The following is a 15,398-nucleotide window of genomic DNA, read 5'->3' on the forward strand; positions in this document are numbered from 1 at the left end:
GCCGTGACAGCCGGCAGCATGGTATCGTGATGGTATTCCAATTCGCGGTGTTTCCAAGTCCAAGGAAATATTCGACCCCCCGAGGCGGTTTTCCTGCCGGAACCCTAACTTCTTTGGAGGAGCCGCTCCCCCGCGAGGGCCATCCGGCGTACGCCTTCCCGGATTTCCGCTTCGGTCAGATGCGGGAAATTCAAGTACAATCCGTACCGGCGGACGCCGCCATGCTCCGTCACCGCTTCCGACCAGCGGACCCCCTCCCCGGCGCATGCGCTCCGGTAGGCGAGATACGCCTCCTCTTCCCCGCGCCACCAACCGAACAAATGCAGGCCCGCGTCGCTCTCCGTCCATTCCAGGAGGGAGCCGAGCTGCCCTTTGGCCGCTTCCGCCAGCAGGTTGAACTTGCGGCCGTACGTCCGCTTCATCCGGCGCAAATGCCGCTCGTACGCTCCGCCGGCCATGAATGCGGCGAGCGCTTTCTGCTCGAGCAGGTTGACCGGATACGGCTCGTACAGCGCCTGCGCACTGACGAAGGGCCCGACCAGCGGCTGGGGCAGGACCGCGTAGCCGATGCGCGTGGGGGGGAGCAGCGACTTCGTAAAGGACCCTACATAGACGACCCGCCCCTCCCCGCCGAGCACCCGCAGCGGTTCGAGACTTTTGCCACCGTGGCGGAACTCGCTGTCATAATCGTCTTCGATGATGACAGCCCCCTGCGCGTCGGCCCACTCCAGCAGACGCTGCCGCCGCTCCAGCGAGAGCACCGCGCCGGTCGGGAACTGCCGCGTCGGCGTCACGAAGAGCACCCGGGCGTCCCACAGCGCCGGCACGATGCCTTCGCTGTCGACGGGCGCGTCGATGCACCGCCCTCCGGCGGCGCGGATGGCCCGGCGGAAGCCGCCGTAGGCCGGCGTCTCCGCCACGGCAGCCTCGCCCGGGCCGATCAGCAGCTGCGCCAGCAGCGCAATCGCCTGGCCGGAGCCCCCGGTAATGGCGATCTGGCCCGGCTCGGCCGCCATGCCGCGGGCTCGGCGCAGGTACTGGGCGATCGCCTCGCGCAGCGGGGCCCAGCCCTGGGCCGGCTCGTCCCGCAGGCGTGCCGCGGGCTCTTCCCGGACCGCCGCGTGCAGGCACCGGTTCCATTCTTCGCGCGGGAATCCGGTGAGGTCCGGCGCGAAGTAGTGGAAGTCGATGCACCCGGCGGCGGCAGGCGAGCTTGGAGCCTCGCCGCCGTGTATCGGTTCCTTCGGCGGGGCACCGAGCCTGCGGCTCCACGGGGACAGCGGGTATGCCATCTCCCCCAGCGGCCCGGCGGCTGGCACGGCCGCGGCTCCGGCGCGCAGGGTCCGCCGGAAAGCGACATACGTGCCGCTGCCGGCACGGCAGTCGACATAGCCTTCGGCCGACAGCATGTCGTAGACCTGGTTCACCGTGCCGCGGGAGAGGCCGTACTCCCCGGCCAGCTCCCTAGTGGAGGGCAGGCGCATACCGAACCCCAGCACCCCGCCGACGATCCCGTCCCTCAGCGCGTGGTAGAGCGCCAGGAGCTTCGTGGGATAACGGTCCAGGTTCGAATGATAGGAGATATGAAAATGCATCAGGTCGGACTCCTTCAAGTGGTCTATTCTTTCTAATCATAATTGGATCTTTTCGCTTGTCAATCCGAACGGTATGATACCCCATATCACTTCATGCCAGTGTTCCTGGTCATCCGAAAGGAGCTTCAGCCATGACATTATCGTCTTCTCTCATCCATGTGGTGACCGCAGGTCCCGCCGATCTGGACGCGGTGGCCCCGCTGTTCGATGCCTACCGCCAGTTCTACGGCCAGCCCTCCGATCCGGAGGGAGCTAGGGCCTTCCTGCAAGGGCTCCTGCAGCGGGGCGACTCCGTGATCCTCCTCGCCTATGAGGCGGGCAGCCCGGAACCGGCCGGCTTCACCCAGCTCTACCCGGTCTATTCCTCCGTCTCCATGAAGCGTCTGTGGACGCTGAACGACCTGTATGTGCGGCCGGAGGCGAGAGGCCGCGGCGCTGCGGCGCTGCTCTTGGAAGCCGCCGAACGGCTGGCCCGGGAGAGCGGGGCCAAAGGACTCCAGCTCGAGACGGCCCCGGACAACCGGACGGCCCAGCGCTTGTACGAACGGATGGGCTACGTCCGCGACGATGCGTACTATCATTATTTCCGCAGCACCGAGGAGGAGGAATAATCCCATGAGCATGAGACGCAAGGAGTTTTCCGTAGAGGAACAGGGAGAAATCGAGGCTTTTCTGAACGAAATGTCGTATGGTTACCTGGCTACCGAGGGCGCCGACGGCTGGCCCCATCTTACGCCGTTGAATTATGCCTATTACCGGGGGCACATCTACTTCCACGGGTCTAGGGCCGGCAGCAAAATGAAGGAGATCGCCTCCTCGAGCAAGGTCAGCTTCGCGGTCTCCAAGGAATTCGCCATCGTTCCTTCTTACTACACGGATCCGCGTCAGGCCTGCCCCGCTACAGCCTTTTTCAAATCCGTCCACATCCGCGGCACCGCCGAGCCGGTCGAGGATCTGGACGAGAAGGCGGGGGCCCTCTCGTCCATGATGGAGAAGCTGCAGCCCGAGGGAGGCTATGCGCCGATCTCCGCCGAAGACCCCGAGTACCGCGGCGAGCTGCGCGGCGTCTCGGTTGTCCGCATCACAGTCAGCGAGCTCACCGCGAAGTTCAAGTTCGGGCAGAACTTGACCGAGGAGCGCCGCACCCACATCGCAGACGCCCTGACGGAACGCGGACGCCCGGACGACGCCGACACGGCCGAGCTCATGCGCAAGTACTGTCCTTTCCATCAGAGCTGATCGCCGGAAGCGATCACCGTATGACAAGCCGGCCCCATCCGCAGCAGTCATGAGCTGCGAAGGTACCGGCTGTTTGGGTATACAGGATACGATGGCACTTCGAACCTGTTCACGACAGCATCCAGGGGGCCGGCATCCGGTCCAGCTTCCGCCTCAGTCTCCACCGTCTCCGCAATCTCCGAACTTCTAGCGGTTCAGGCCGCCCGGGTCCCGGTTATCCCCGGGCACGTCTGCAAGCGAACCGCGCCTCTGTCCTCGGTGACACCGTAGACTAGAGGCAAGGCCTCTCCCGGCCGCCAGGCCGGCCCGCTCCAGCCCCGTAGTCCCCCCCCCTCCTGCGCCTGCCGATATGCCGCCTCCGCTTTTCTTCCAGCCCAAAAAACGCTATGCTAGTACATAAATAACGAACACCGGATGGAGGCACACGGATGAACCCGACTGATCTTACTCTCATCACCGAGAAATTGCCGGAGTGGCTGGAGGAAAGCCGCAAGTACACGGTACTGGGCAGGCCCGCCTCCTACATTCCCGAACTCGCCTATGCGCCGGCGGATGCCCTGGGCGTCACCGTGATGGGGGCGGGCGGCACCGAGATCACCCTGGGCGACTGCGGGCTTTCCTTCACCATGCAGAGCATCTCCAAAGTGTTCACCCTGCTGCTCGCCCTCATGGATCACGGCGAAGAAGGGGTGTTCCAGAAGGTAGGCATGGAGCCGACCGGCGACGACTTCAACTCGATGCTGAAGCTCGAGCTGGTACCTCCCGGCATCCCGTTCAACCCGCTGATCAATGCGGGGGCCATCGCCATCTCCTCGCTGATCCACGGCGTGTCGCAGGCGGACAAGCTCAGCCGTATACTCGCCTTCTTCCGCGAAGTGTCCGGCGACCCGGAGCTGACCTATAACGAATCGGTCTACCAGTCCGAATCCGCCACGGCGCACCGTAACCGGTCGCTCGCTTACTTCCTGAAAGACAACCACGTGCTGGACGGAGACGTCGAGGAAGTGCTCGACTTGTACTTCAAGCACTGCTCCATTGAAGTGACCTGCAGGCATCTCGCACGCATGGCCTTGGTGTTAGCCCTGAACGGCAAGGATCCGGAGACCGGACGGGAACTGATCCCCAGGCGCTATGTCGCCATCGCCAAGACGTTCATGATCACCTGCGGCATGTACAATGCCTCCGGCGAGTTCGCCATCCGGGTCGGCCTGCCTGCGAAGAGCGGCGTGTCCGGAGGGATACTCGCTATCGTGCCCGGACAGTACGGCATCGGCGTCATCGGCCCCGCGCTGAACCACAAGGGCAACAGCACGGCGGGTGTCCACCTCCTGCAGACCATGTCGGAGGCCATGGACTGGGGAATCTTCTAGAGTCACACTCCTATAGGCAGACAAGCGGCGGCGATCGTTTCCGGTTATAGAACCGGGGAGGCCGCCTTGTTTTATTGGGTGAGAATCGACGTGCTCCGTCGAAAGCAGCCTCCGTCTTTTTTCCACCCATGTCAAAAAAGGCCCCGGGACTCCAAGTCCCGGAACCGATTCTGTGCCAGCCCTATAGCTGTGCCTAAAGTGAAAAGTGCCCTATTGCCGGTCAGCTGACGCCTTTGTTCTTATTATAAATATCGAAGCCTACGGCGAGCAGCAGCACTAGGCCCTTGATGCCCTGCTGCCAGTCGATGCCGAGGCCGACGAGGGACATCCCGTTGTTCATGACGCCCATGACGAGGCCGCCGACCATCGCGCCGATGACCGTCCCGATCCCGCCCGAGGCGGATGCGCCGCCGATGAAGCAGGCTGCGATCGCGTCGAGCTCGAAGTTCACGCCGGCCTTCGGCGTGGCGGAGTTCAGACGCGCCGCGAAGATGAGGCCCGACAGGGCCGAGAGCACGCCCATATTGACGAACACCCAGAACGTGATCCGCTGCGTCTTCACCCCGGAGAGCTTCGCCGCTTTCTCGTTGCCGCCGAGCGCATAGATGTGGCGCCCGACAATCGTCCGGTTCATCACGAACGTGTAGATCACGATGAGCACGAACAGCAGAATGAGGATGTTCGGAATCCCTTCGTACGTTGCGAGCACATACGTGAAAATGTTCAGCACGGCGGCCATCGCAACCAGCTTCACCGCGAACAGCGTGCCGGATCCCACTTCGAAGCCGTACTTCATCTGCGTGCTGCGCTTTCTCCATTCGGAGAAAATAAGGATCAGCGACAGAACGATACCGATAATGATCGTCAGCATGTGAATCTTGCCGCCGAACGCATCAGGCAGGAAGCCGGAGGAAATCTTCTGGAACGCCTTCGGGAACGGCGCAATGGACTTGCCCTGCAGCACGATCATCGTCAAGCCGCGGAAGAGCAGCATGCCCGCCAGCGTCACGATGAACGACGGGATTCTCACATACGCGACCCAGAACCCCTGCCATGCGCCCACCAGCGCGCCGATGAGAAGCGAGATCAGCATCGCAGGCACGAAGTGCATCTGCATATCGACCATCAAGATCGCGGAGACCGCCCCCACGAAGGCCGCTACGGAACCAACCGACAGGTCAATATGTCCGGTGATGATGACGAGCAGCATGCCGATCGCCAGTACGAGAATGTAAGAGTTCTGGAGAATAAGATTCGTAATATTCAGCGGCTTGAGCAGAATGCCGTCCGTTAGAATCTGAAAAAACACCATGATGAACAGCAGCGCGATCACCATGCCGTACTGCCGGATGTTGCCCCGGAAAAGCTCCTTTACCGTATTCATGCCCTACCCCCTGGTCTTCGTCATAAATTTCATGAGCTTCTCCTGCGTCGCCTCCGCACGCGGGAACTCTCCCGTCATCCGGCCCTCGCTCATGACATAGATCCGGTCGCACATCCCGAGCACCTCCGGCAGCTCCGAGGAGATGATGAGCACGCCCTTCCCTTCACTGGCCAGCTGCTGAATGATCGTGTAGATCTCGTACTTGGCCCCGACATCGATCCCGCGGGTCGGTTCGTCCAAGATGAGCAGATCGGGCTGCGTGAACATCCACTTGCTGAGCACCACCTTCTGCTGGTTGCCCCCGCTGAGGTTCCCCGTCTTCTGCAGGATGCTCGGCGACTTGATGTTCATCTTCTTGCGGTAGCTCTCCGCCTCGACCACTTCCCGGTTCTCGTCCACAACGCCGCGCTTCGAGATCTTGCCGAGGTCCGCCAGCGTGATGTTCTGCTTGATATTATCCATAAGGACCAGGCCGTAGTGCTTGCGGTCCTCCGTCACATAAGCGATGCCGCTGCGGATCGCCTCGGGAATGCTGCGCAGCCCGATCTCCCGGCCTTCCTTGATCATCGTGCCGCTGATCTTCTGCCCGTACGACCGCCCGAAGATGCTCATCGCCAGCTCCGTGCGGCCCGCGCCCATCAGTCCCGCGATGCCCACAATCTCGCCCCGGCGGATCTGCAAGTTGATGTCATGGAGCACCTGCCGGTCGCTCTGCTGCGGATGGAACACGTTCCAGTTCTTGATCTCGAAGATCGTCTCCCCGATCTTCGGCTCGCGCTCCGGATACCGCTGGGTCAGGTCGCGCCCGACCATGCCTTTGATGATGCGGTCCTCTGTAATATTGTCCTTGCGCATATCGAGCGTCTCGATCGTCCGTCCGTCCCGCAGGATCGTGATGGAGTCCGCCACCTTCGAGATTTCGTTCAGCTTATGCGAGATGAGGATCGAGGAGATCCCCTGCTTCTTCAGCTCGAGCAGCAGCTGCAGCAGGTTCTCGCTGTCATCCTCGTTGAGTGCCGCTGTCGGCTCGTCAAGGATGAGCAGCTGTACGCGCTTCGCCAGCGCCTTGGCAATCTCGACGAGCTGCTGCTTGCCGACACCGAGCTGGCCGATCTGCGTGTTCGGGGACTCGTGCAGGCCTACCTTCTCCAGCAGCTCCTTTGTCCGCACGAACGTTTCGTTCCAGTCGACCACGCCGCCCTTCGCCCGTTCATTGCCGAGGAAGATATTCTCCGCTATCGACAGGTACGGGATCAGCGCCAGCTCCTGGTGAATGATGACGATGCCCAGGTTCTCGCTCATCTTGATGTCCTTGAACTCGCAGACGCTGCCTTTGAACAGGATGTCGCCCGTATACGATCCGTGCGGATAGACCCCGCTCAGCACCTTCATCAAGGTGGACTTGCCGGCACCGTTCTCGCCCATGAGCGCGTGGATCTCGCCCTCCCGCACCTGCAGGTTCACCCGCTCCAGCGCCTTCACGCCGGGGAACTCCTTCGTTATGTTCTTCATCTCCAGGATGATGTCCGTCAATTCTCTCACCACGCCTTCTCTATGATCCGGCCCCAGGTCCCTCGCCCACAAAAGGGATGGGGCGACAGGGACCGGCCGCCGTCACTCCATCCCTTGCTTTGTACCTCAGCCCGGCTGTTTTATTTCGCCAGCTGATCCTTCGTGTAATAGCCGCTCGCTACCACAATCTGTTCATAGTTCGTCGCGTCTACGGATACCGGCTCGAGCAGGAAGGAAGGCACCACTTTCACGCCGTTGTTGTAGGTCTTCGTGTCGTTGACTTCTGCTTCTTTGCCCTTCAGCACCGCATCGGCCATCGCCACGGCCTTCTTCGCCAGCTCTCTCGTATCCTTGAATACCGTCTGCGTCTGCTCGCCGGCGATGATCGACTTCACGGAAGCGAGCTCTGCGTCCTGCCCGGTGATCACCGGAAGCGGCTTGCTGCCGGAGCCGTAGCCTACGCCCTTCAGCGAGGACAGGATCCCGATGGAGATGCCGTCATACGGCGAGAGGACCGCGTCCACTTTCTCCGTCGCATAGTTCGCGCTCAAGAGGTTATCCATCCGCGCTTGTGCGGCTGCGCCGTCCCAGCGCAGGGTCGCTACCTGCTTCATGTCCGTCTGCTTGCTGCGCACCACGAGCTTGCCGGAATCGAGGTAAGGCTTCAGGATCGACATCGCGCCGTCGAAGAAGAAGTACGCGTTGTTATCATCCGGGGAGCCTGCGAACAGCTCGATGTTGAATGGCCCTTTGCCTTCCTTCAGGCCCAGCTTCTTCTCGATATAGGAAGCCTGCTGCACGCCGACCTTGAAGTTGTCGAACGTCGCATAGTAAGCCACATGCTCGCTCTTCTTGATGAGACGGTCATACGCGATGACCTTGATGCCCGCCGCATTCGCCTTCTCGAGCGCGTCTGTCAGCGCTTCGCCGTCTACGGCCGCGATCACGAGCACCTTCACGCCTTTGGTGATCATGTTCTCGATCTGGGACACCTGGTTCTCGACCACGTCCTCCGCATACTGCAGGTCCGTCTGGTAGCCGAGCTTCTCGAACTCCTTCACCATGTTGGCGCCGTCGCTCACCCAGCGCTCGGACGACTTCGTCGGCATTGAGATGCCCACCTTGCCACCCTTGCTGTCGCCGCCGCTGCTGCTTCCGCCGCTCTCCGTCTTCTGGGCACTGCCGCCTGCCGGCTCCGACGCGCCGCCACCCCCGCATGCTGCCAGACTGAACAGCAGGACCAGGAACATCATCATTGAGACCGCTTTCTTCATCCTTAGAAATCCCCTCTCTACAGGTACATGAAGTATTGTTTTGCTATGTCTTCACTCTACCATCCCGTCCGGGCGGGAGTCTTTTGACAGAACCGCACACTTTTTATACAAATCCGACTTTTGGGTTGCTCATTCTATGCATTTGACATGACATACACAAAAGCCCAAAGGACAACCAGTCCCTGGGCTTATAATCCAATGCTTCATAATGATCTGGGAAGATGCTTTTACCTTAGATACCCCATTTACATGCCATGACATCATATTAAGAGGTTTTGTACGACAATGGAAATGTAGGAAACAGGGTATGCACCATCTTCATCCCTCCCCAGTTTTTAAAGAGCTGGCTTGTCATATTTTCAATTTCTTGTACCGTCTTAAGGGAGCATACGCTTTCACTGCTTTGGGGAAAGATGATGTATAGGATCCCGTCCTCAACTCCGCCTGACTTGGGACTCGGATTCATTTTTAATTTTTCCGCGAGAGCAATTGATCCGATTCCCACTGAATCCCCCGGCCATACGTCCCCTAGAATGGCATAGCTCCATTCTTTGTTCTTTGTGTTGATTACAACACAAAAGTCTCCCAGTTTGGCGCCCAGCATGTGGAAGGCGGGAAGTGCAATATAGGGAATGACCAATGCGTCCAGATACCTGTGGGGATCGCTCGAAGGCAATTTGCAGTTGTTTAAGGCTGTTTTCGAAATATAGTATCCTTCGGCTGGATCTTGCTTGCCTTGCTTTAAAGGAGTTCCGGATTCATCGGTAGCCAATCCCCACCAATACCCCTCAATGCCAGCTGTGCTCAAGAAATCAAGGGCTGCACTAGAATTTTGGTGATAGGTTTTGTGAGCACCGGCACCCGTAACGGCCAACTTACTGACAAAGAAGATGGGGCTTACCCCGTTGCCGTTACTCTCCTTCCACACCTTGATGGGTGCTTGCAGGCCGGTATCGTATATGGTCTTATATGCTATCTTGTAAGGCGTGGCTGCAAAAGATGACGAATGACTGGGAGCTGTAGGAGATTGTATACGTACGCTGCCTTTGGGATTTACAGTCAGCTTCTGTCCTGCGATTACCTTCTCATCCCCAAGCTTATTTAACTCCATAATGGTTGACTTGGGTATCCCGAGCTTAGCAGAGATGCTATCGAGAGTGTCTCCTATTTCTACCGTATAGGTTGCTTCGTCTGTAGGACGTATAGAGAATTCCAGCGGCGTGACGCCGTTCAGCGGTTGTTCGGTTCCCCCTGTAATGTGACTGTCAAAAAAAGGCGGGTGGCCGGCTTGGGAGCTGGCTGACGGTATGGTTGGGCCGGCGGAATCTACCCTGACATCTATATACAGCACTTGACCTAAATATACTTCATCATTAGTTAGGCCATTTTGCTGCATAATGACTTGTTTGGTCGTGTGGAACATCTGGGCGATGGAGCCCAAATTTTCCCCCGGCTGGACAATATGCTTCTTCCGTTCCCTTGAAGGATCGACTGGAATATATAACTCTTGTCCTATATAAATCACACCATTGTATATAGCGTTTACTTGAACTAATGTTTCTATAGGGACCCCGTATTTACGGGAAATCAGGAAAACAGTATCGCCTCTTTGAACGATGTACCGCATCATCCTTCCTCCTTGTACCCTTATATGTCAATATTGTAATGTCTTTTAAGCAGATATTGGGCTTGAGGCCATCCGCCCCACATCTTGAATGCATTGTGACCTGCTATATTTATTTCCTCAACACTTGAAATTGGCTTCACTCCTTTGGTGGTGTTTGGGAATATAATATAAACGACACCGAAAGGCTCAAATCCATTAAGGGGGTTCGGTTTAATCCCTGTAATGTCGAGTTGTTTGCCAAGATGGACCGAACCTTCACCGATATGTCCTGAGAACCTAGTCCCCTCTGTCAGTACGGTGTTGCTGTGCTTAGGACCCCAATCTGCACAAATCGCATACGTTGCTTTTTTGGTTCTTGTATTTATAACCACACCGTAATCTCCGAGTCTCCCCCATTCGGTATTATGCGGCAGAACATAAAACGGGACGTTTTCACTTCTGATACAATTCTGGCACTTAGCTCCGCAGATTGCGAAGCATCCCGTCTGCTCCACTGCCATTTTACTCATGAAGAAGAAGGCCGCTCTAGAGACATAGATGGGAATGGTGACCTCTTTATTAAGTATTCTCTCTTTAAATACAGCAATCGAGTGACCCGGCATATCAGGGAGCCAGGGTTGACCAGGAATGGGCTTCGTCTCTTGAGGAGGGAGCACAGGACTAGACGGACTTGAATCCACCTCGTCACTACGCCACTCCTCACTTCCGCTCCATTCCCCCGATGGAAGGGTACGGGAAGTCTTTCTAGACTTAACCATATTCAGAGGAGTATCGGGGATCATCAATGGTTGCCCTGGTCTAACGAAAGGAATGGTCAATTGATTGGCGGCCATCAGCTGATCCGGAGTTAGTTGGAACGCTTGACAAATTTGAAAGAACGCATCCCCCGGACGTACGGTATAAATCATCTAACCAACACCTCCATAGGAAATATACTTCGGGGGAATTTCATTTATTCAAATTTATTCATCATTATACAAATAATACCATAATCACATCCACGGTATTGCCTGTCTTATCATTCAGGATCCCGCTACTCCCCCAACCCAGATAAATAAGATTACAGGATTGAGCCCTGGCGAGATATCCATTCTTAGATATGCAAAAAACAGACGGATCATTCGATCCGCCCGTCCGGGTACACCGCGCCTCTGCGGTACTGGTTGGGGGAGACCCCCATGACCTTCTTGAACGCCGTGCTGAAGTAATGCTGCGACTCGTAGCCCGCCCGCTCCGCGATCTCGCCTATGCTGAGATCCGTGCCGCCGAGCAGCTGGACGGCCAGATGAATGCGCATCTGCGTCACCAGGGACACGAACGGCATGCCGAGCTCCTGCTTCAGCAACCGGCTGAGGTACACCGGCGACATCTGCAGCTCCGCCGCCGCAGACTCCAGCGTGAGCGCCCCCTCCGTGAAGTGGTCGCGGATATACTGGCGCGCCCGCCGCACGATCGGGGAGATCTGTGACTCCTCATACACCTTCGTGCGGCAGAGACGGTAGGCGGCCGCTACCTCGGTGACGCTGTGCTCCACCTGCTCGAAGCGCAGGTGGACGGTCAGCTTGAGGAACTCCTGCACCGCCCGCTCGATCTCCGCATAGACGCTCTCCGGCACGGCTTCCCACAGGCACACGACCAAGAGGCCCATGCCGTCGCGGAACATCGCATGGAGATAAGGCTCCAGCAGCTCCGACACGATATTCTCGATGGCAAACAGCAGCAGCTGCCGGTCGCTCTCCTTCATGAGCCGCTGGGGCGCGGACGATTCCGGCCAGCGGATGACGCCGAGCTGGGCCGGCACCGCAGCAGGCAGGTCCAGGAAGTGCAGCTGCTCCAGGATTTCCTCCTCAGTCATCGTGCCTTCGATCCACTCGAGGCAGAAGCGTTCCCGAAGCAGCGGGAAGTTCTTCGTGATCTGCTTCGAGGCCATCGCCAGATAGCCATGCTGCTTCTCGGCGGATTCCAGCTTCCGCCTGACATTCCCAAGCACCGTATGCAGCTGCTTCGGGTCGGCCGGCTTCAGGATATAATCATCCACCTCGAGGCGGATCGCTTCCTGGGCGAAGACGAATTCGTCATGCCCCGTGATGACGATGATCCGGCTCTCCGGCAGCTGCTCCCGCACCCGCTTCATGAGCTCGATGCCGTTCATGATCGGCATGTTAAGATCGACGAGCAGCACCTGGACTCCGTGTTCGAGCGCCAACTCCAGCGCTTCCTCGCCATCTTCGGCCTCAGCCGCCACGGTCATGCCAAGCGATGCCCAATCGACCGCATCCCGGATGCCCTCGCGGATCACGGGCTCGTCGTCGGCTATGAGCACTTTCCATACCGTTTCCATTGCGCCATTATCCCCCTTCGCTTGTACGCCTTACCGGCTGCAGCCCGTCCCGCAGCAGCGGGTGGACGATCGTCACCGTCGTGCCCTGCCCCGCTTCGCTCTCGACCGTCAGCCCGTACGATTCGCCGAAGGCGAGCTGAATCCGGGCCTGGACGTTCATCATGCCGTAGCTTGCCGGCTCGCGCGGTTCCCCCTGCTCCTGATCCGTCACAGGCCGGGCTGCCAGCCGCTCCTGCAGCGACCCGAGCCTCTCGGCCGTCATGCCCGCTCCGTCGTCGCGGACCCGCAGGAGCAGCATTCCCCACCGCTCCTCCGCCTCGACGGCGATGTGCCCCGGTCCCCGCCGCTCCTTGATCCCATGGTAGATGGCATTCTCGACAATCGGCTGCAGCACGATCTTCAGCACCGAGACGTTCATGAGACGCTCCGGCACATCGATCGTGTAGTTCAGCTTGTCCTTATACCGCGACTTCTGAATGGTCAGGTAAGAGCAGATGTGCTCGATCTCATGGGCCAGGAAGATGCGGTCGCCGCCTTTGCTGAGGCCGATGCGGAAGAGCCGGGACAGCGACTGCACGACTTCGGCGACATCTTCGGCCCCTTTTTTGCGGGCCATCCAGTGGATCGTATCGAGCGTATTGTACAAAAAATGCGGCTTGATATGCGCCTGCAGGCTCCTCAGCTCCGCCTCCCGCTTCTGCCGCTCCTGCCGTTCGGTGAGCGTAAGCAGCTTGTCGATCTGCGCGATCATGGTGTTGAAGCTGCGTCCGAGGTTCCCGACCTCGTCCATCCGGTCCCCGCGGTACCGCACGGTGAGATCCCCTGACTCTGCGATCCGCATGAACGACATGAGCTGCACGATCGGGCGGGAGATCGAGTGGGACAGGTAGTAGGAAGCCGCCAGCCCCAGCAGACAGACGATGAACACGAAGCAGACCACATAGAACCCGATCTCCTGCGCCTCCTGCGCCGACTCCTCCATGGAGAACACCCCTACTGTCGTCCAATTCGTGAACGGCGATTCCCGGTAGATGAACTGCAGCTTCTCTCCGCCGACCTCTTGCGAGAAAGTGCCGGAGCCATGGTCCCCGAGCCACTCCGCCGGAATCCGGTTCACCAGAGGGCGCGGCGGCGCATAGATGACATCCCCTTGATCGTCGATGATCGTGAGATAGCCGGTTTTGCCGAGCCGTACGTCCTTGGCCGTCTCCGCGATCACCCGCAGCTTCAGGTCGATGAGGACGACCCCTTCCACCGCTTGGGTCTGCGGATCGAGGATCGCCCGGACGGCCGACACCACCTCGCTGTCCTTATAATTGACGTGGGTCGTCACGTTCCTGCCGTGCGGATGCCCCACCATGGTGAAAATCCCCTTATTCTCCACCGCCTGCTTATACCAAGCCTCCTCCGTCAGGCTGCGGCTCGAACGGGCATACATTTCATTGGAAATATAGTCCCCCTGCGCGTTCACCACCAGCACGCCGGCCACCTCGGGATACAGCGTCGTGAAGCCCTGCATGAACTGCCGGATCTCGTACGCTTCCTCCGCCGCACCGCGCTGGGCCTCCCCTCTCCCTTGTTCGAGGAACCGCTTCACCTGCGGCTGGAACGATAGGAAATACGTGATATTCTGCATATTCCCCGCGTACGATTCCAGCGTCTTATTCACCTTGCCGATGAGCTGCAGCGTATTCTCGCTCACCTGCTTCTCGATGATCCGGTCCACCGTCCACAGAATGCTCCCCCCGAGCGCCACGGAAGGCAGAATGATGATGAGCAAAAAGTGGAGAATGAGCTTCGAGCGGATCGGCAGATCGTTCATCCGGTACCTTCCCGGGTTCGGCCTCCACCTGGCCAGCATGCGCCCTATGCCGTTATTTCGCATAATATTGCTCCACATTCTCGGCGGTCACGACCGTAATTCCTGTGTCGACATGCTGCGGCAGCGCAGGCAATGGCGATGGAGTTCCCCCGTCCTGCTCCCCCACCCCGTGATGCCGATGGAAGAGGAACTGCAGGGACCAATACCCCATGTTCCATGTGCCCTGCGCCAGGGTAGCCGAGATCGTGCCTTCCTTCACCCTGTCGAGCGTGTCCTTGTCCGTATCGAACCCGATGATCTTCACCCGGCCGTCAGGACCGCCTGCTTCCTTCACGGCTTCGCCCACGCCTACGGCCCCGTTCGCTTCCGTTGCGAAGATGCCTCCGACCTCCGGGAAGGCCTTCAGGATATCGGCCGCCGCCAGCCTCGAATAGATCCGGTCGCCGCGCCCGTCCTGGACGGACACAACCCGGATCGCCGGAAACTCGCGGGTCAGCGTGTCGACGAAGCCCCTTTTGCGCTCCTCGTGATTCTGCTGGCCCGGCAGCGTCACCACCGCCGTCTCGCCGCTCCCTCCGAGCAGCTCCGCCATTTTTCGTGCCGCCGTGACGCCTGCGTTGTAATTGTTCGTGGACAAAAAAGAAAGCGCCTTGCTCTCCGGCGCGCCCGAATCGAACAGCACGACGGGAATCCCGGTGTCCACCGCCTTGTTGATCGCCGCCGTCAGCTTGTTCGGATCCATCGCCGACAAGGCAATCCCTTCCGGCTTCTTTGCAATCACCTGCTCCAGCACGGTGATCTGCTCGTGCACGTCGTACTGCGTCGCCCCGCGGTATTCCACCGACACGTTCAGCGCCTGGGCGGCGTCCTCGAAGCCCTTCAAGGAGGACTTCCAGTATTCCATTCCGGATTGGAAAGTCACCATGACATACTTCTCGCCGATCTCCCCGCGAAGCCCCTCATGGGCGCCTCCGGCGGAAGACGATACTTCCCGTGTATGATACTGAACGACATACAGAATGAAGGTGCCGATCAGGAGGGCATAAATCCACAGCAGCTTTTTCATAAGATGAATTGAAACCCCTTTCAATGAAATCCGGATGCCGTGCGAACGATAAGGTACCGGCCCTCATTGTAGCGCCTTCCGGGCTGCGGGGCAATGAGGAAACGCGTGGATGTCCCATCTAATACAAGATAAACGGCTTCGCCGTCCTTTCGGGACGATGCGCGTTTA

The 15,398-nt window shown here is 59.0% G+C and carries 12 protein-coding genes; 3 read left to right on the forward strand and 9 right to left on the reverse strand.

Going from position 1 to position 15,398, the window contains the following annotated elements; translation table 11 throughout:
• Nucleotides 1–104 precede the first annotated feature (104 nt).
• Nucleotides 105–1,595, reverse strand: coding sequence for a MocR-like pyridoxine biosynthesis transcription factor PdxR (gene pdxR / locus O9H32_RS06855; protein ID WP_269865167.1), 1,491 nt, complete (start codon nucleotides 1,593–1,595; stop codon nucleotides 105–107).
• Nucleotides 1,596–1,747: 152 nt separating this feature from the next.
• Between pdxR and O9H32_RS06860 the strand changes: the two genes are divergently transcribed.
• From O9H32_RS06860 to glsA, 3 genes are all read left to right on the forward strand, one after another.
• Nucleotides 1,748–2,206 carry a GNAT family N-acetyltransferase gene (locus O9H32_RS06860; protein ID WP_406627270.1) on the forward strand — a complete coding sequence of 153 codons (459 nt, stop codon included), beginning with the start codon at nucleotides 1,748–1,750 and terminating at the stop codon, nucleotides 2,204–2,206.
• Nucleotides 2,207–2,216: 10 nt separating this feature from the next.
• Complete coding sequence (locus O9H32_RS06865; RefSeq protein WP_269865404.1) at nucleotides 2,217–2,834, forward strand: pyridoxamine 5'-phosphate oxidase family protein; 618 nt, start codon at nucleotides 2,217–2,219, stop codon at nucleotides 2,832–2,834.
• Nucleotides 2,835–3,262: 428 nt separating this feature from the next.
• Nucleotides 3,263–4,204 (forward strand): glutaminase A, encoded by a 942-nt coding sequence (gene glsA, locus O9H32_RS06870; RefSeq protein WP_269865169.1) that lies wholly within the window; start codon nucleotides 3,263–3,265, stop codon nucleotides 4,202–4,204.
• Nucleotides 4,205–4,424: 220 nt separating this feature from the next.
• On the opposite strand, the gene mmsB is transcribed toward glsA, so the two are convergent.
• The 8 genes from mmsB to O9H32_RS06910 form a co-directional block, all read right to left on the reverse strand.
• Complete coding sequence (gene mmsB, locus O9H32_RS06875) at nucleotides 4,425–5,588, reverse strand: multiple monosaccharide ABC transporter permease (protein ID WP_269865170.1); 1,164 nt, start codon at nucleotides 5,586–5,588, stop codon at nucleotides 4,425–4,427.
• A 3-nt stretch (nucleotides 5,589–5,591) separates the two neighbouring features.
• The gene (gene mmsA, locus O9H32_RS06880; protein ID WP_269865405.1) at nucleotides 5,592–7,121 is read right to left on the reverse strand and encodes a multiple monosaccharide ABC transporter ATP-binding protein; all 1,530 of its coding nucleotides are present in this window, start codon (nucleotides 7,119–7,121) and stop codon (nucleotides 5,592–5,594) included.
• Between the two features lie 119 nt (nucleotides 7,122–7,240).
• A complete protein-coding gene (gene chvE, locus O9H32_RS06885) occupies nucleotides 7,241–8,374 on the reverse strand; it encodes a multiple monosaccharide ABC transporter substrate-binding protein (protein WP_269865172.1) in 1,134 nt (377 codons plus the stop codon).
• 265 nt (nucleotides 8,375–8,639) lie between these two features.
• Nucleotides 8,640–10,001: a LysM peptidoglycan-binding domain-containing protein gene (locus O9H32_RS06890; protein ID WP_269865173.1), complete on the reverse strand. Its 1,362-nt coding sequence runs from the start codon at nucleotides 9,999–10,001 to the stop codon at nucleotides 8,640–8,642.
• Between the two features lie 20 nt (nucleotides 10,002–10,021).
• Entirely contained in the window at nucleotides 10,022–10,909 is an 888-nt protein-coding gene (locus O9H32_RS06895; RefSeq protein ID WP_269865174.1) for a LysM peptidoglycan-binding domain-containing protein, read from the reverse strand.
• A gap of 209 nt (nucleotides 10,910–11,118) precedes the next feature.
• Nucleotides 11,119–12,342: a response regulator gene (locus O9H32_RS06900; protein WP_269865175.1), complete on the reverse strand. Its 1,224-nt coding sequence runs from the start codon at nucleotides 12,340–12,342 to the stop codon at nucleotides 11,119–11,121.
• 7 nt (nucleotides 12,343–12,349) lie between these two features.
• On the reverse strand, nucleotides 12,350–14,203 hold the full coding sequence (locus O9H32_RS06905) for a cache domain-containing sensor histidine kinase (protein ID WP_269865176.1): 1,854 nt from the start codon (nucleotides 14,201–14,203) through the stop codon (nucleotides 12,350–12,352).
• A 13-nt stretch (nucleotides 14,204–14,216) separates the two neighbouring features.
• A complete protein-coding gene (locus tag O9H32_RS06910) occupies nucleotides 14,217–15,230 on the reverse strand; it encodes a substrate-binding domain-containing protein (RefSeq protein WP_269865177.1) in 1,014 nt (337 codons plus the stop codon).
• Nucleotides 15,231–15,398: the final 168 nt, after the last annotated feature.

Origin of the sequence: Paenibacillus caseinilyticus (genome assembly GCF_027533645.1) — a bacterium.
In the GTDB taxonomy this organism is placed as follows: domain Bacteria; phylum Bacillota; class Bacilli; order Paenibacillales; family NBRC-103111; genus Paenibacillus_G; species Paenibacillus_G caseinilyticus.